We start from the raw sequence: 16,008 nt of genomic DNA, 5'->3' as shown, positions 1-16,008 counted from the left end.
GGGTGCCGCCCACCCCGCGCCCAGGACTCCGCCGGCCCCGGAGGCCGTCAAGGCCGACCGGCTGGCGGGGTCCCGCCAGCGGGACGAACCGCGGATTCCGGGCAATGGGCGGCAGCCGAACCATCCGTACCGGCGCTGGCGACTCCTGGCCAATCCCCGACGGCGCCCTGTCCTTCGCCGCCACGGATTGTCATGCTTCTGACCAAGCCCCCGTCCGACGCCCCGTCGCCCCCACCCATCCGACGGACCGCCAGAAGCCGCACGGGAGCAGCACGTCCGCGCCCTACCGCCCCAACGGCGCCAACCCCGGCGCCCCGGTACGCGGCGCACCCGCAGGAAAGCGCGGGTCTCGTGGAAGGAACCCCCTACGTGAAGCGAAAGCTGACCCTCCCGGCCGTACTCTCCGCCACCGCCCTGCTGGCCGGCGTCGTCCAGATCGCCGCCCTCCCCGCCGCCCAGGCCGCCGCCCCCGCACCCGACCAGCTGTCCGCCGCGCCGCTCGCGCTGGCCGCCGCCCAGAGCGCCCCGCTCGCCCGGCAGCTGGCCCTCGGCGACCAGGAACGGCTGGTGGTCAAGGACGCCGTGGTCGACGCCGACGGCGCCCGGCACCTGCGCTACGAGCGGACCTACGCCGGCCTGCCGGTGCTCGGCGGCGACCTGGTCGTCCACCAGCGCCCCGACGGCTCGGTGAGCTCGGTGGACCGCGCCTTCGCCGGCCGACTGGCACTGCCCGGCACGAACCCGGGCCTGACCGCCGACCAGGCGGCCGAGCAGGCCACCGCCGCGGTGCGGGCGACCGTGGGCCTGGCCGCCGACGAGGACGAGTCGGCGCTCAGCCGGGTGGACGGCGCCGGCGCCGCCGAACTGGTGGTCTGGGCCACCGACGGCAACCCGCGACTGGCCCACCGCACGGTGGTGCGCGGCGAGCGGGCCGACGGCACCCCGAGCAGCCAGCAGGTGGTCACCGACGCGGCGACCGGCGAACTGCTCTCCACCCACGAGGAGTTCCAGACCGCGACCGGCACCGGCAAGGGCGTCAACGTCGGCACCGTCACGCTCACCACCACCCAGAGCGGCTCGACCTACTCGCTCAAGGACGCCACCCGGGGCAACCAGTCCACCACCGACCTGAAGGGCGCCACCTCGGGCAGCGGTTCGCTCTTCACCGGCACCAGCAACAGCTGGGGCAACGGCCTGGCCTCCAACCGCCAATCCGCCGCCGTGGACGCCCAGTTCGGCGCAGCGGCCACCTGGGACTACTACAAGAAGACGTTCAACCGCAACGGCATCAAGAACAACGGCGTCGGCGCCACCAGCCGGGTCCACTACGGCTCCAACTACGTCAACGCGTTCTGGAACGACTCCTGCTTCTGCATGACGTACGGCGACGGCTCCGGCAACACCCACCCGCTGACCGCCATCGACGTCTCCGGCCACGAGATGACCCACGGCGTCACCTCCGCCACCGCCGGACTGATCTACTCCGGCGAGTCCGGCGGCCTCAACGAGGCCACCTCGGACATCTTCGGCACCATGGTCGAGTGGTCGGCCAACCTGCCGGCGAACCCGCCGAACTACTGGATCGGCGAGAAGCTCAACCTCTTCGGCAACGGCAAGCCGCTGCGCTACATGGACAAGCCCTCCCTGGACGGCAAGTCCGCGGACTCCTGGTCCTCCGGCGTCGGCAACCTGGACGTCCACTACTCGTCCGGCGTCGCCAACCACTTCTTCTACCTGCTCGCCGAGGGCAGCGGCGCCAAGAGCATCAACGGCTACAACTACAACAGCCCGACCTCGAACGGCTCGAAGGTGACCGGCATCGGGCGGGACAAGGCGGCCGCGATCTGGTACCGCGCACTGACCGTCTACTTCACCTCCACCACCAACTACAAGGCCGCCCGCACCGCGACCCTGAAGGCCGCCTCCGACCTGTACGGCGCGACCAGCGCCGAGTACAAGGCGGTGGCCGCGGCCTGGAGCGGGGTGAACGTCGGCTAGGGCGTGTCCTGAACCACTCCCGGTAAGAAACGGCGACAGGCTGCCGCGGCCCTTTGGGAGAGGAGGCCGTGGCAGCCTGTCGACCGTCCACGCGTTCGCGTCAGGCGGTGGTGGCGGCGGGCTTCAGCTCCCCGCGCTCCTCGCGGCCGAGCATCTGTTCGGCGACGAAGCCGCCGAAGGGCAGCACCGAGAGCACGAACAGCAGGACGCCGCGCTTGGCGTCCCACTTCTGCGCCTGCCAGGCCTGGATCCAGAAGATCGCGTACAGGATGAACAGGATGCCGTGGACCATGCCCATCACCGGCACGGCGTCGAAGGACGTGGTCCGCTTCAGCACCGAGCAGATCAGCAGCAGGACGAAGGAGACCCCCTCGGGGGCAGAGACCAGGCGCAGGCGGTGGACGGCGCTGCTGTTCACGATGGATACCTCAATACGGGGGTCGAAGGCGCGGGGACGCTTGTGAAGCGACTCACAAGCCTTCCGGCCATTATCACCGAGCGCACGTCCGAGCCCCGGACCGGGGGTGGCCACCGTGCCCGATCTCACAGCGGCCGCCCCTACGGGCGCTCCCGACACGCCCGCGATGTCACAGCTGTGCGCCGGATTCGCGACCGACCGCGACGAACCGTCGCCCGCACCCCCTATCCTCTTGCCCGCGCGCCCACCGATCCGGGCGCGGAACACATCGCACACGGGGGTGGCCACACCATGTTCAAGCGGGACTGGGACCGCAGGACCTGCGCCAAGCGCGGGCACATCACCTACGCGCCGACCGAGCCCGAGCTGGCCTCCCGGCTGCACGCCGCCACCGCCGTCGGCGACGCCTGGCGCTGCCTGCGCTGCGGGGACTTCGCGCTGGGCGCACCGCACGGCTCCGGCCCGGCCGCGAACGCCCCGCTGGTGCCGCGCGGCAAGGCCCTGCGGGACCTCTTCATCCTGCGCTTCCTCGCCGTCGAGCGAGTGCTGCGCGGCGTCATCATCATCCTGATGGCGTGGGGCGTCTGGAAGTTCTCCAACAGCCAGGAGTCCGTGCAGCGGGTCTTCGACGAGGACCTCACGATCTTCAAGCCGGTCGCCGACCACTTCCACTGGGACCTCGACCACGCCCCGATCGTCGAGACGATCCGCAAGACCTTCGGCTACCAGAAGAAGACCCTGCTGATCGTCGCGGGCGCGCTGGTCGCCTACGCGCTGATCGAGATCGTCGAGGCGGTCGGCCTCTGGCTGGGCAAGCGCTGGGCCGAGTACCTGACGGTGGTCGCCACGGCGGCCTTCCTGCCGCTGGAGGGCTACGAGCTGCACGAGCACGTCAGCGCGGTGAAGATCTGCACACTGGCCCTGAACATCGCCGCGGTGCTGTGGATCATGCTCTCCAAGCGCCTGTTCGGCCTGCGCGGTGGCGCGGTGGCCTTCGAGGCGGAGCGCCACTCGGCCTCGCTGCTGGAGGTCGAGGAGGCGGCCGGCACCGCCCCGCACCCCGGCCACGGCCACGGGGCGCACGCCCGCGCCTGACCGGCGCATTCACCACCCGGTTTGTCCCAGACCCGTACCAGTTCGTCCCCGCCCTCTCCCCCGACCGCGCCCGAAAAAGCTAGATTGCGGCCGTGGCACAGTTCAGACTCCAGGGATCGCGGGTGCTCGCCGTCGAGTTGGCCGGCGACGCCGTCAAGGCCCGGCACGGCTCGATGGTCGCCTACACCGGCCAGATGACCTTCAAGAAGCTGACCGGCGGCGGGGACGGACTGCGCGGCATGGTCGCCCGCAGACTCACCGGCGAGCGGATGACCGTCATGGAGGTGAAGGGGCAGGGCACCTGCTACTTCGCCGACAAGGCCACCGAGATCAACCTGGTCCGGCTGGGCGGCGAGACGCTCTACGTCGAGTCGGACAACCTGCTCTGCACGGAGGCCGGCCTGCACACCGGCACCAGCTTCACCGGGCTGAACGGCGTCTCCTCCGGCAACGGCCTCTTCACCACCAAGGTGGAGGGCCACGGCTGGGCCGCCGTCACCTCCAACGGGCCCGCCGTCATCCTGCGGGTCGGCAAGGACATGCCGCTGCGGGTCGACCCGGGCGCGTACCTCGCGCACACCGGCAGCCTGCACCGCAGCCTCAAGTCCGGCGCGGGCTGGACCACGGTGATCGGCGAGGGTGGCGGCGAGGCCGTCCAGATCGAGTTCACCGGCGAGGGCCTGGTGTACGTCCAGCCCTCGGAGAAGGTCACCATCGGGGGTGACGTCTGATGGGCTTCGCCCGGATCAACGGCAAGCTGGTCGAGGCCCAGGTGGTGCCCGGGCAGCGGCTGTTCAGCCAGCGCGGCGCGATGATCGCGTACACCGGCGACGTCCGGTTCACCCCGAACATCACCGGCGGCCAGGGCGGGGTCATGTCGATGATCGGCCGCCGGGTCGCCAACGAGGACACCCCGCTGATGACCGTCGAGGGTCACGGCCGGGTGATGTTCGGCCACGGCGGCCACCACGTCCAGGTGATCGACCTGGTCGGCGACACCCTGTTCGTCGAGGCGGACCGGCTGCTCGCCTTCGAGGGCACGCTGCGCCAGTCCACCGTGTTCCTGGGCTCCCAGGGCGGGGTGATGGGCATGGTCCGCGGCCAGGTCAGCGGGCAGGGCCTGTTCACCACCCGGCTGGAGGGCCACGGCTCGGTCGCGGTGATGGCCCACGGCGGCGTCTTCGAACTGCCGATCACCCCGGGCCAGCCGGTGCACGTCGACCCGCAGGCGTACGTGGCGCACCGCGGCGAGGTGCGCAACAAGCTGTCCACGGCGATCGGCTGGCGCGAGATGATCGGCCGCGGCTCCGGCGAGGCGTTCCAGCTGGAGCTGTCCGGGCAGGGCGCGGTGTACGTCCAGGCGAGCGAGGAGAAGCTCTGATGTCCCACCCGCCGCAGCCGCCGTACGGGCAGTCGCCGCACGACCAGCCGACCCAGCCGGGCTTCGCGGTGCCGCCGGTCCCGCCGGACTACGGCCCGCCGCAGGGCTACCCGCCGCCCGCTTACCCGCCGCAGCCCCCTCAACAGGCCTACGCCGAGGAGCAGTTCGGCGGCGTGCAGGCCCCGCTGCCGACCACCCGCGGCGGTGAGGGCCCGGTGGTGTACGACGCGTACACCCTGCCGGCCGACGACAACGTCAACCCGTACGCCTTCGCGGTCGACCTGAACGGCTCCTACTTCCTGCAGAAGGGCAAGATGGTCGCCTACTACGGCGACATCACCTTCCGCGGCGTCGGCGCCGGGATGATCGACCGGGTTCTCGGGCAGCACTTCAACTCCCCGCTGCACGCGACGGACTGGGTGGTCGCCCAGGGCACCGGCAAGCTGCTGCTGGCCGACCGCGCCTTCGACCTCAACTCCTACGACCTGGACGACGGCAACCTGACCGTCCGCTCCGGCAACCTGCTCGCCTTCGACCCGACGCTGCGGCTCAAGCAGTCGATCATCCCGGGCTTCCTGACCCTGATCGGCACCGGCCGCTTCGTCGCCGCCTCCAACGGGCCGGTGCACTTCGTCGAGCCGCCGATCCGGGTGGACCCGCAGGCACTGGTCGGCTGGGCGGACTGCCCGGCGCCGTGCCACCACTACGACCACGAGTACCTGCACGGGGTGGTCGGCGGGCTGCGGCGACTGACCGGCATCGGCGGCGCCTCGGGCGAGGAGCACCAGTTCGAGTTCATCGGCGCCGGGCAGGTGCTGATCCAGTCCAGCGAGAAGCTACTGGCCGAGCGGTCGGTCGGCGTGGTGGACGCCGAGGCGGGCGTCCCGGTCGGCGGGGTGCCCACCCAGCAGGCCCACGTCGGCGGGAACCCCGGCACGCCGGGCTTCGGTAACCTGGGCGAACTCGGTCGCCGTTTCGGCCTGTAAACTTGTACAAGTTTGAACTAAATCGGCTATGCTGAGTCTCATGGATGCGCACACGATCGACACTGCGGACAACCCTCCGTCGCTGCCCGAGGAGGAGACTCCCTGGCTGACCGCCAGGGAGCAGCGGATGTGGCGCGCCCACCTGGAGGTCGCCAAGCTGTTGGAGTACCAGCTCAGCCGCGAGCTCCAACCCCACAACCTGGCGATCAACGACTACGAGATCCTGGTCGTCCTCTCCGAGGCCCCCGACCACCGGATGCGGATGACCGACCTCGCGACCGCCACCCTGCAGTCCAAGAGCCGACTCTCGCACCAGATCACCCGGATGGAGAACGCCGGCCTGGTGCTGCGCCAGGAGTGTCCCGGCGACCGCCGCGGCCTCTACGCCCACCTCACCGAACAGGGCTGGGCGACCATGCAGCGGGTCGCCCCGGACCACGTCCGCAGCGTCCGGGCGCACTTCATCGACCGCTTCACCCCGGAACAGCTGGACGCCATGTACGAGGCGCTGGCCCCGGTCGCCGAACACCTGCGCGGCCTGCGCGGCCGCTCCTAAGGCGACCACCACCGTTTCTCTCCGCCCCGCCGCGATCGTGATCGCGGCGGGGCGGTACGCATCGCGGAGCCCTCTGCGCAGGAAGTCGACCTGACCGACTTCCTGCGCAGAGGGCCCGGACAACGCCGTCGCCGCTCCGGTCATGCCGAAGCGGCGACGGGGGCGATCAGAGGAGGCGGATCACCAGGCGGACGGCCGCACTCAGCGCTGCGTCAGACCGGCCACCAGTTCGTCGGCCGCCCCGTACGGGTCCAGTTCGCCCGCGACCACCCGCTCGGCCAGCCCGACCAGGTGGCGGTCCCCGGAGAGGTCGCCGATCCGGGCGCGCAGCTCGGCCAGCGCGATCGCCTCGATCTCCTGGGCGGCCCTGCGGCGGCGGCGCGCCGCCAGCTCGCCGTGCTCCTCCAGCCAGGCGCGGTGCTTCTCCAGCGCCTCGACCACCTCGTCCACGCCCTCGCCGCGGGCCGCGACGGTCTTGACGATCGGCGGGCGCCAGTCCCCCGCCTCCCGGGCCTCGCCGAGGCCCAGCATGTGGTTGAGCTCCCGGGCGGTGGCGTCGGCGCCGTCCCGGTCGGCCTTGTTGACCACGAAGACGTCGCCGATCTCCAGGATGCCGGCCTTGGCGGCCTGGATCCCGTCGCCCATTCCGGGGGCCAGCAGCACCACGGCGGTGTCGGCCTGGGCGGCGATCTCGACCTCGGACTGCCCCACGCCGACGGTCTCGACCAGGATCACCTCGCAGCCGGCCGCGTCCAGCACCCGCAGCGCCTGCGGCGCCGCCCAGGACAGCCCGCCGAGGTGGCCGCGGGTGGCCATCGAGCGGATGAACACCTCGGGGTCGGTCGCGTGGTCCTGCATCCGGACCCGGTCGCCCAGCAGCGCCCCGCCGGAGAACGGCGAGGACGGGTCGACGGCCAGTACCCCGACCCGCTTGCCGAGCCGCCGGTAGGCGGAGACCAGCGCCGAGGTGGACGTGGACTTGCCGACCCCGGGCGAGCCGGTCAGGCCCACCGTGTAGGCCTGCCCGGTGTACGGCGCGAGCGCGGCCATCGCCTCCCGCAGCTGCGGGGCGGCGTTCTCGACCAGCGTGATCAGCCGGGCGACCGCCCGCGGCCGGCCCTCCCGGGCCTGCTCGACCAGCGTGGCGACATCGATCATGGGGATCTCCTTGCGCAGATGCCGGCGGATGTCGGCAGGTGCCGGCGGTAGTCGGCAGATGCCGAAGGGGCTGCGGACCACTTGTGGCGGTCCGCAGCCCCGGAAGTCAGGTCAGCGATCAGGCCTTCGGCACGCGCACGATCAGCGCGTCGCCCTGGCCGCCGCCGCCGCACAGCGCGGCCGCGCCGACGCCGCCGCCGCGGCGCTGCAGCTCCAGCGCCAGGGTCAGCACCACGCGGGCGCCGGACATGCCGATCGGGTGGCCGAGGGCGATCGCGCCGCCGTTGACGTTGACGATGTCGGCGGAGACGCCCAGATCCTTCATCGACTGGTGGGCGACGGCCGCGAAGGCCTCGTTGATCTCGATCAGGTCGAGGTCGGAGACCGCCAGCCCCTCCTTGGACAGCGCGTGCTTGATCGCGTTGGACGGCTGCGACTGCAGCGAGTTGTCCGGGCCGGCCACGTTGCCGTGGGCGCCGATCTCGGCGATCCAGGTCAGGCCCAGCTCCTCGGCCTTGGCCTTGCTCATCACGACCACGGCGGCGGCGCCGTCGGAGATCTGCGAGGAGGTGCCGGCGGTGATGGTGCCGTCCTTGGCGAAGGCCGGGCGGAGCTTGGCCAGGCCCTCGACGGTGGTGTCGGCGCGGATGCCCTCGTCCTGGCTGAACAGCACCGGCTCGCCCTTGCGCTGCGGGATGGCGACCGGGACGATCTCGGCGTCGAAGACGCCGTCGGCCTGCGCCTTGGCGGCCCGCTGGTGCGAGGCGGCGGCGATCTCGTCCTGGACCTCGCGGGCGATGCCCAGGCGGGTGTTGTGCTTCTCGGTGGACTCGCCCATCGGGATGTTCTCGTAAGCGTCGGTCAGGCCGTCGTGGGCCATCGCGTCGAGCATCCCGATCGCACCGTACTTGAAGCCCTCGCGGGACTTCGGCAGCAGGTGCGGGGCGTTGGTCATCGACTCCTGGCCGCCGGCCACGACGATGTCGAACTCGCCGGCCCGGATCAGCTGGTCGGCCAGCGCGATGGCGTCCAGGCCGGAGAGGCAGACCTTGTTGATGGTCAGCGCCGGGACGTTCATCGGGATGCCGGCCTTGACGGCGGCCTGGCGGGCCGGGATCTGGCCGGCGCCGGCCTGCAGCACCTGGCCCATGATCACGTACTGGACCTGGTCACCCGTGATCCCGGCCCGCTCCAGCGCGCCCTTGATCGCGAAGCCGCCGAGCTCGGCACCGGAGAAGCCCTTGAGAGAGCCGAGCAGGCGACCCATCGGGGTCCGCGCACCGGCGACGATCACAGAGGTGGTGTTGGTCATGGGACGGGCCCCTTCGCACGTCGTGGCCAGGTGAGGATGCGCTCAATGTACTGACCCGTTTTCCGCCCGTCACCGGAGCGACGGTGTGATCGAGCGCACTGGCACCATCCAGTCAACACCGTGTCAACACGATCCGGGTGAACCCTGCCCCGTGTGAGCAGGCTCGCACCCCGGGCGCTGGCGCGGCTTGAGGCCCGTACGCTGCACTGGGTGCCACCTTCATCCCTACCTGCCCCGGAGGTCGCCGTGCTGACCCGTATCGACCACATCGGCATCGCCTGCCGAGACCTCGACAAGACGGTCGAGTTCTACCGCGCCACCTACGGCTTCGAGGTGTTCCACAGCGAGGTCAACGAAGAGCAGGGCGTCCGCGAGGCCATGCTCCGGATCAACGGGACGGACGACGGCGGCGCCTCGTACCTCCAGCTGCTGGAGCCCACCCGGCCGGACTCCACCGTCGCCAAGTGGCTGGAGAAGAACGGCGAGGGCGTGCACCACATCGCCTTCGGCACCGCCGACGTCGACGGCGACGCCGAGGCCATCCGGGGCAAGGGCGTCCGGGTCCTCTACGAGCAGCCGCGGATCGGCTCGATGGGCTCGCGGATCACTTTCCTGCACCCCAAGGACTGCGGCGGCGTGCTGACCGAGCTGGTCACCTCGGCCGATCCGGGCGCCCGCGAAGGACATTGAGGCCCCACGAAGGGCGCTGAGAGCCCGCGCGGTGCCGCCCGCCCCGGGGCGGCACCCCGGGGGTCGACCCTAGCGACCCGTCAGTAACCTGGTCCGACGGCCGGAAAACCCCTACGCGGCCATTCCCCCGCGGTGCGCTCCCACTACAATGCCCAGGTGCACGAGGACTCCGGGGGACGGAGGAGACGGGCACGGCCGAAGACAGGCCCGTCCGCCCTCCGGTGGTCGGCCCGTCGCAGGGGAGTCCATTTCGCGGGCACGGCTGAACAGTCGCAAGACGGATCTGTCACCATTCTCCACAGGCAAGAGTTCGCCCAGGAGTCCACCCGGACGGGGGAACGCGGCACCCCCGCGCTCCCGCACCGAGGATTCCGACGACCGCGGCGGACGGCCCCGGCTTGGCCGGGGGTCGTCCATGGCCGCGGATGCAAGGACCAGTCGGACCGGCACCCAGCACGGGAGCCCGGGACCGGCCGGGTCGAGGACGCGACCAGGAGATGGATGGGACCGCGGAGTGCGGGGCAACGACCGCTACGAGGTTGACGATCACCTCTCCCAGTTCGAGGCCGAGATGGGTCGGACTCGGAAGGAGCGGGACAAGGCAGTCGAGCATGCCGAGGACCTCGCCTACCAGGTGGAGGTGCTCAGGGCCAAGCTGCACGAGTCCCGTCGCATGCTCGCCCAGCCGCGCGCCTTCGACGCCGTTTCCGGCCAGGCCGAGCAGATGCTCCGCACCGCCGAGATGCAGGCCCAGCAGATGCGCGCGGACGCCGAGCGCCAGCTGCGCGACTCCCAGGCCGCGACCCAGCGGATCATGGCCGAGGCCGCCGAGCGCACCGCCCGGCTGGAGGCCGAGCTCACCGCCCGCCGCCGGCAGCTGGAGGACGAGCTCGCCGAGCTGCGCCGCAACGCCGAGCAGCACCTGAACGGCTGGGCCGAGCAGACCCGGACCGGCAGCGAGCAGGAGGCCCAGCGCCTCCTCCAGGACGCCCGCGCCGAGGCCGAGCGGATGATGGCCGCCGCCCGCGCCGAGGCCGCCGCCCTGGCCGACCAGGCCCGCGCCCAGACCGCCGCCGACGTGGACGCCGCCCGCGGCGAGGCCCAGGCCGCCGCCGAGGCCGCCCTGCAGCGGGCCCAGAGCGACGCCGAGCGCCTGCTGCGCGCCGCCTCCGAGCACGCCCAGCAGGCCGGTGCCCAGGCCGCCGCCGACGTGGACGCCGCCCGCGGCCAGGCCCAGAAGGAGCTGGCCGCCGCGCACGCCGCCGCCGAGCAGCAGCTGGCCGTCGCCCACACCGAGATCAGCCGGCTCAAGGAGCAGGCCGCCGCCGAGCAGGCCCGCGCCGAGCAGCAGCTCGGCGCCGCGAAGGCCGAGATAGAGCGGCTGCGCGCCGAGGCGATCGGCGAGGCCGAGCGCACCCGCCAGGAGGCGGCCGAGCTGCGCGCCCAGGCCGAGCAGGCCGCCGAGCAGCTCCAGGCCGATGCCGAGGCCGCCGCCGTGCGCAAGGTCGCCGACGGCGAGGCCGCCAGCGAGCAGCGCTCGCAGACCGCCCGGGCCGAGATCGCCCGGCTGGTCGCCAACGCCACCAAGGAGTCCGAGGCCATCCGTGCCGAGGCCGAGGCGATGCGGTCCGCGGCCGCCACCCGGCAGGCCGAGGCGGACGCCGCCAAGGCCGCCGCGGCCGAGGAGAGCGAGCGGCTGCGGGCCACCGCCGAATCCGTCGCCGCCGAACTGAAGGCCGAGGCCGAGGCGGCGATCGCCGAACTGCGCGCCCAGGCCGAGCACGACCTCGCCGACCTGCGGGCGCAGGCCGAGGCCGAGGCGCAGCGGCTGCGCAGCGAGGCCGAGGAGGAGGGCCGCGCGGCCGGCGCCAAGGACGCCACCGTCCACCTCGCCAAGGCCGCCAAGACCGCCGAGGAGGTGCTCGGCCAGGCCAACCAGGACGCCGAGGCCGCCCGCGGTGAGGCCGCCGCCGAGGCCGAGCGGATCCGCGCCGAGGCCCGTGCCGAGGCCCAGCGGCTGCGCGAGCAGGCCCAGGCCGCCGTCGAGCAGGCCCAGAACGCCGCCCTGGACGACGCCGCCGCGATCCGTGAGCGGATCGAGCAGATGCAGGACGAGGCGGCCCGGCTGCGCGCCGAGGCCGAGGAGCTGCGCGCCCAGGCCGCCGCCGAGGCCGACCGGGCTCGCAGCGAGGCCCGCCGCCAGGCGGTGCTGCAGATCGAGGAGTCGGCGAAGAACGCCGAGGAGCTGCTCACCAGGGCCAAGGCCGACGCGGACGAGCTGCGCGCCGGCGCCGCCGGGGAGATCGAGCGGCTGCGCGAGCAGGCCCAGGAGCAGGCCGCCGAGACCCAGGGCCGGGCCGAGCAGACCCTGACCCGAGCCCGTGCCGAGGCCGGGAAGATCACCGCCGCGGCCGAGCAGCAGGGCCAGGACGCCCTGGCCGCCGCCAAGGCCGCGGCCGCCGAGAACCGGGTCGCCGCCGAGCGTGAGACCGCCGAACTCCGGCGCGACGCCGCCGAGTTCGACCAGCGGGTGCGCGCCGAGGCGAGCGCCGCCGCAGAGGCGCTGACCGCCGACGCCCAGGCCGAGGCGAACGCGGTCCGGGACGCCGCGGTCGGCGACGCCGAGCGGGTGCGCACCGAGGCCGACGCCGAGGCCGCCCGCACCCGCGGCGAGGCCGAGGCCGCCGCGAACGCGCTGCGCGAGGAGAGCCTGCGCGAGCACGAGGCCGCCGCCACCGGGCTGCGGCGCGAGCGCGAGGAGACCGCCGAGCAGCTGGCCGCCGCCCGGTCCGCCCGCGAGCAGGCCGAACAGGCCGCCTCCGAGCTGACCGAGCGCACCGCCCAGGAGACCGCCGAGGTCCGCGCCGCGGCCGAGCGGCACGTCGCGGAGGTCCGCGGCGCCGCCGACCAGTACGCGGCCCAGCAGCGCGAGACGGCCGACCGCGAGACGGCCGAGCTGCGCGCCCTGACCCGGCAGCAGACCGCCGAGCAGCGCGAGAGCGCCGAGGCCTACGCCGACCGGGTCCGCACCGAGGCCGAACAGCACGCCGGCGAGCTCGCCGAGCGCACCGCGACCGAGACGACCGAGCAGCGCGAAGCCGCCGACCGGTACGCCGCCGAGCAGCGCGAGGGCGCCGACCGGTACGCGGCCGCCCAGCGCACCGAGGCCGAGCAGGCCGCGGCCGAGCTGCGCGCCCTCGCCCAGCAGGAGACCACCCGGCAGCGCGAGAGCGCCGAGGCCTACGCCGACCGGGTCCGCACCGAGGCCGAACAGTTCGCGACCGACCGCCGCACCGAGGCCGACGAGCTGCTGGAGCAGGCCCGGACCGCCGCCGAGCAGCGCCGGGCCGAGGCCGCCCAGGACGCCAAGGCCACCCGCGAGAAGGCCGCCGCCGAACTGGCGCTGGCCAACGAGCAGGCCGAGACGGTACGGGCCGAGGCAGGCCGCGAGCTGTCCGAGGCCCGCGCCACCGCCGACGGCATCCGGGCCGAGGCCACCGCCGTCCTGGAGCAGGCCAGGGCCGACGGCGAGGACGTGGTCGCCGCCGCCCGGGCCGAGGGCGCCGAGCTGGTCGCCGCCGCCGAGGAGGAGGCCGCCGAGGTCCGCCAGTCGGTGGCCGGCCTGCACGAGGCCGCCGCCGAGCAGATCGCCGCGCTGAAGGCCACCGCCGAGCAGGAGGCCGCCGAGGTCCGCGACCGGGCCGAGCAGGACGCCGCCGAGACCCGCGCCCTCGCCGACCGGGAGACCACCGAGCAGCGCACGGCGGCCGACGCCTACGCCGCCGAGGTCCGCACCCTCGCCGACCGGGAGACCGCCGACCAGCGCGACCTGGCCGAGCGGGAGACCGCCGAGCAGCGCGAGGCGGCCGACGCCTACGCCGCCGAGGTCCGCACCCTCGCCGACCGCGAGACCGGCGATCTGCGCGCCCGTACCGAGGCCGAGACCACCGCCCTGCGCGAGCAGACCGAGCTGGAGCTCGCCGCCGAACGCGAGGCCGCCGAGGCCGAGCTGGGCCGTCAGCGCGCCGAGGCCCAGGCCTACGACGAGCAGCTGCGCGCCGACGCCGAGGCCGAGCTGCGCGCCGCCCAGGAGGCCGCCGAGCAGCTGCGCGCGGACGCCGACGCCCAGGCCGCCCGGACGGTGGCCGACGCCGAGGAGCTGGCCGCCGGGCTGCGCGCGGAGGCCGAGGAGTACGCCCTCGCCACCCGCTCCCTGGCCGACGAGTACGACAACGCCACCCACGCCCGCGCCGACGCCTACGACGCGGAGACCCGGGAGGCCGCCGAGCAGTTCGACAAGGCCACCCGCGAGCAGGCCAAGTCCGTCCTGGAGAAGGCCTTCGCGGACGCCGAGGCGCTCGGCGAGGACGCCCAGACCACCGCGCTGGCCACCACCGCGGCCGCCGAGGAGCAGGCGGACGCGATGGTCGCCGCCGCCCGCAAGGAGGCCGACCGCCTGGTCGCGGCCGGCGAGGCCGGCGGGCAGGCCGAGGTCGAGAAGGGCCGCGCCGACGCCGACGCGCTGCTCGCCGAGGCCCGCCGGGACGCCACCGCGATCCGCGAGCGCGCCGAGGAGCTGCGCGAGCGCACCGACGCCGAGGTCGAGGCGCTGCACGAGCGCGCCCGCAAGGAGAACGCGGCGGCCATGAAGTCCGCCGGCGAGCGGGTGGACGCCCTGGTGACCGCCGCTCAGGAGCAGCTGACCGAGGCCGAGGAGCAGGCGGTGGCCACCGTCGCCGAGGCCGAGGACCGCGCCGCCGCCCTGCTCGCGGCAGCCGAGGAGCGGGCGGGCGAGCTGACCTCGGAGGCCTCTGCGGAGGCCAGCAAGGTCCGGCTCTCCGCCGTCCGCAAGGCCGAGGGCCTGCTCAAGGAGGCGGAGACCAAGCTCGCCAACTCCACCGACCGCGCCGAGGCGCTGATCGGGAAGGCCGAGGCCAAGCTGCAGTCGGCCGAGACCGAGGCCGAGGAGCGGCTGGAGAGCGCGGCCTCCGAGGCGGAGAAGCGGCTGCAGGAGGCCGACCGCACCGCCGACGAGCAGATCGAGCTGGCCAAGGCCGAGGCCGAGCGGCTGGTCGCCGAGGCCAAGGCCGAGGCCAAGCGGGTCACCGACGAGGGCCGGCGCGAGCTGGACGAGCTGGTGCGCCGCCGCAAGGACATCAACACCGAGATCTCCAGGGTCCAGGACGTGCTGTCGGCGCTGGAGGCGTTCGAGGCACCGTCACCGGTCGCCCAGGCCAACGGGGGAAGCAGTACCAAGAAGGACGGGGGCGCCAAGGCCGGTGCCGGAGTTGGCTCCCCCCGGTCGGGTGGCAATCGCTCCAAGAACGCACCACCCGATTGAGCGGACATTGGCGGTCATTGTCTGTGAGACAACGGCATTTCGCCGTCGACACTCCGGTACCGTGTCAGGATTCCCTCAACCACCTCAGCGGTTTGACGACAGGAAGCCCAGAGTCCCATGAGCGACAGTCACTCCCCTCACGGCTTCGACCTGGTGCGCCGTGGGTACGAGCGCGCCCAGGTCGACGAGCGGATCACCAAGCTGGTGGCCGACCGTGACAGTGCCTTGACCCGGATCAGCGCGCTGGAGAAGCGCATCGAGGAGCTCCACCTGGAGACCCAGACCGCCCAGGCGGCGGTCGCCGAGCAGGAGCCCTCCTACGCCGGCCTCGGCGCCCGGGTCGAGAAGATCCTGCGGCTCGCCGAGGAGGAGGCCAAGGACCTGCGCGACGAGGCGCACCGCGCCGCCGAGCAGCACCGCGAGCTGGCCGAGGCCGCCGCCCAGCAGGTCCGCACCGAGGCCGAGAACTACGCCAAGGACCGCAAGGCCAAGGCCGAGGACGAGGGTCTGCGGATCGTCGACAAGGCCAAGAGCGACTCCGCCCAGCTGCGCGCCGAGGCCAACAAGGACGCCCAGAACAAGCGCGAGGAGGCGGACGCCCTCTTCGAGGAGACCCGCACCAAGGCCGCCCAGGCCGCGCTGGAGTTCGAGACCAACCTCGCCAAGCGCCGCGAGCAGTCCGAGCGCGACCTGGCCGCCCGTCAGGCCAAGGCCGAAAAGCGCCTCGCCGAGATCGAGCACCGGGCGGAGCAGCTGCGTCTGGAGGCCGAGAAGCTGCGCACCGACGCCGAGCGCCGCGCCCGCCAGACCGTCGAGACGGCCCAGCGCCAGTCCGAGGACATCGTGGCGGACGCCAACGCCAAGGCCGACCGCATCCGCAGCGAATCCGAGCGCGAGCTGGCAGCGCTGACCAACCGCCGCGACAGCATCAACGCCCAGCTGACCAACGTCCGCGAGATGCTGGCGACGCTGACCGGCGCAGCCGTGGCCGCCGCCTCGCTGCCGAACGACGACACCATGGGCGTGCCCGCCCAGCAGTCGCGCTGACGGTCGGCGAGCACGGACTAGCACGG

Annotated in this window: 12 protein-coding genes; 9 read left to right on the top strand and 3 right to left on the bottom strand. The window is 73.3% G+C overall.

Annotation, left to right across the window (positions count from 1 at the left end; all coding sequences use genetic code 11):
• Positions 1-369 precede the first annotated feature (369 nt).
• Positions 370-1,998, top strand: coding sequence for a M4 family metallopeptidase (locus ACH4E7_RS02130; protein WP_396247061.1), 1,629 nt, complete (start codon positions 370-372; stop codon positions 1,996-1,998).
• A 100-nt stretch (positions 1,999-2,098) separates the two neighbouring features.
• On the opposite strand, the gene ACH4E7_RS02125 is transcribed toward ACH4E7_RS02130, so the two are convergent.
• On the bottom strand, positions 2,099-2,416 hold the full coding sequence (locus ACH4E7_RS02125; RefSeq protein ID WP_396247060.1) for a DUF3817 domain-containing protein: 318 nt from the start codon (positions 2,414-2,416) through the stop codon (positions 2,099-2,101).
• Positions 2,417-2,707: 291 nt separating this feature from the next.
• Between ACH4E7_RS02125 and ACH4E7_RS02120 the strand changes: the two genes are divergently transcribed.
• From ACH4E7_RS02120 to ACH4E7_RS02100, 5 genes are all read left to right on the top strand, one after another.
• Entirely contained in the window at positions 2,708-3,511 is an 804-nt protein-coding gene (locus tag ACH4E7_RS02120) for a DUF2127 domain-containing protein (RefSeq protein WP_396247059.1), read from the top strand.
• Between the two features lie 92 nt (positions 3,512-3,603).
• Positions 3,604-4,242: an AIM24 family protein gene (locus tag ACH4E7_RS02115; RefSeq protein ID WP_396247058.1), complete on the top strand. Its 639-nt coding sequence runs from the start codon at positions 3,604-3,606 to the stop codon at positions 4,240-4,242.
• A complete protein-coding gene (locus ACH4E7_RS02110) occupies positions 4,242-4,892 on the top strand; it encodes an AIM24 family protein (protein WP_396247057.1) in 651 nt (216 codons plus the stop codon). The genes ACH4E7_RS02115 and ACH4E7_RS02110 overlap by 1 nt, the downstream gene beginning before the upstream one ends.
• A gap of 185 nt (positions 4,893-5,077) precedes the next feature.
• A complete protein-coding gene (locus ACH4E7_RS02105; RefSeq protein ID WP_396247151.1) occupies positions 5,078-5,878 on the top strand; it encodes an AIM24 family protein in 801 nt (266 codons plus the stop codon).
• 40 nt (positions 5,879-5,918) lie between these two features.
• Positions 5,919-6,434 (top strand): MarR family winged helix-turn-helix transcriptional regulator, encoded by a 516-nt coding sequence (locus ACH4E7_RS02100; protein WP_396247056.1) that lies wholly within the window; start codon positions 5,919-5,921, stop codon positions 6,432-6,434.
• A 201-nt stretch (positions 6,435-6,635) separates the two neighbouring features.
• Here ACH4E7_RS02100 and meaB read toward each other — a convergent pair whose 3' ends face one another.
• Both meaB and ACH4E7_RS02090 read right to left on the bottom strand, forming a co-directional pair.
• Entirely contained in the window at positions 6,636-7,592 is a 957-nt protein-coding gene (meaB, locus tag ACH4E7_RS02095) for a methylmalonyl Co-A mutase-associated GTPase MeaB (RefSeq protein ID WP_396247055.1), read from the bottom strand.
• 118 nt (positions 7,593-7,710) lie between these two features.
• A complete protein-coding gene (locus ACH4E7_RS02090; protein ID WP_396247054.1) occupies positions 7,711-8,904 on the bottom strand; it encodes an acetyl-CoA C-acetyltransferase in 1,194 nt (397 codons plus the stop codon).
• Positions 8,905-9,150: 246 nt separating this feature from the next.
• Between ACH4E7_RS02090 and mce the strand changes: the two genes are divergently transcribed.
• From mce to ACH4E7_RS02075, 3 genes are all read left to right on the top strand, one after another.
• Positions 9,151-9,594 carry a methylmalonyl-CoA epimerase gene (gene mce / locus ACH4E7_RS02085; RefSeq protein WP_396247150.1) on the top strand — a complete coding sequence of 148 codons (444 nt, stop codon included), beginning with the start codon at positions 9,151-9,153 and terminating at the stop codon, positions 9,592-9,594.
• Positions 9,595-10,108: 514 nt separating this feature from the next.
• Positions 10,109-14,935: a hypothetical protein gene (locus tag ACH4E7_RS02080; RefSeq protein WP_396247053.1), complete on the top strand. Its 4,827-nt coding sequence runs from the start codon at positions 10,109-10,111 to the stop codon at positions 14,933-14,935.
• 117 nt (positions 14,936-15,052) lie between these two features.
• Positions 15,053-15,982 (top strand): cellulose-binding protein, encoded by a 930-nt coding sequence (locus ACH4E7_RS02075; protein WP_030282004.1) that lies wholly within the window; start codon positions 15,053-15,055, stop codon positions 15,980-15,982.
• The last annotated feature ends 26 nt before the right edge of the window (positions 15,983-16,008 follow it).

Source organism: Kitasatospora sp. NPDC018058, from assembly GCF_044327205.1.
Lineage (GTDB): Bacteria > Actinomycetota > Actinomycetes > Streptomycetales > Streptomycetaceae > Kitasatospora.
This window is presented reverse-complemented; position numbering and strand designations above follow the sequence as displayed.

Bases quoted from the DNA above. Each gene is read 5' to 3' on its own strand.
- ACH4E7_RS02075 (WP_030282004.1), top strand. From the start codon at position 15,053: ATGAGCGACAGTCACTCCCCTCACGGCTTCGACCTGGTGCGCCGTGGG.
- ACH4E7_RS02120 (WP_396247059.1), top strand. From the start codon at position 2,708: ATGTTCAAGCGGGACTGGGACCGCAGGACCTGCGCCAAGCGCGGGCAC.
- ACH4E7_RS02090 (WP_396247054.1), bottom strand. From the start codon at position 8,904: ATGACCAACACCACCTCTGTGATCGTCGCCGGTGCGCGGACCCCGATG.
- ACH4E7_RS02100 (WP_396247056.1), top strand. From the start codon at position 5,919: ATGGATGCGCACACGATCGACACTGCGGACAACCCTCCGTCGCTGCCC.
- ACH4E7_RS02110 (WP_396247057.1), top strand. From the start codon at position 4,242: ATGGGCTTCGCCCGGATCAACGGCAAGCTGGTCGAGGCCCAGGTGGTG.
- meaB (WP_396247055.1), bottom strand. From the start codon at position 7,592: ATGATCGATGTCGCCACGCTGGTCGAGCAGGCCCGGGAGGGCCGGCCG.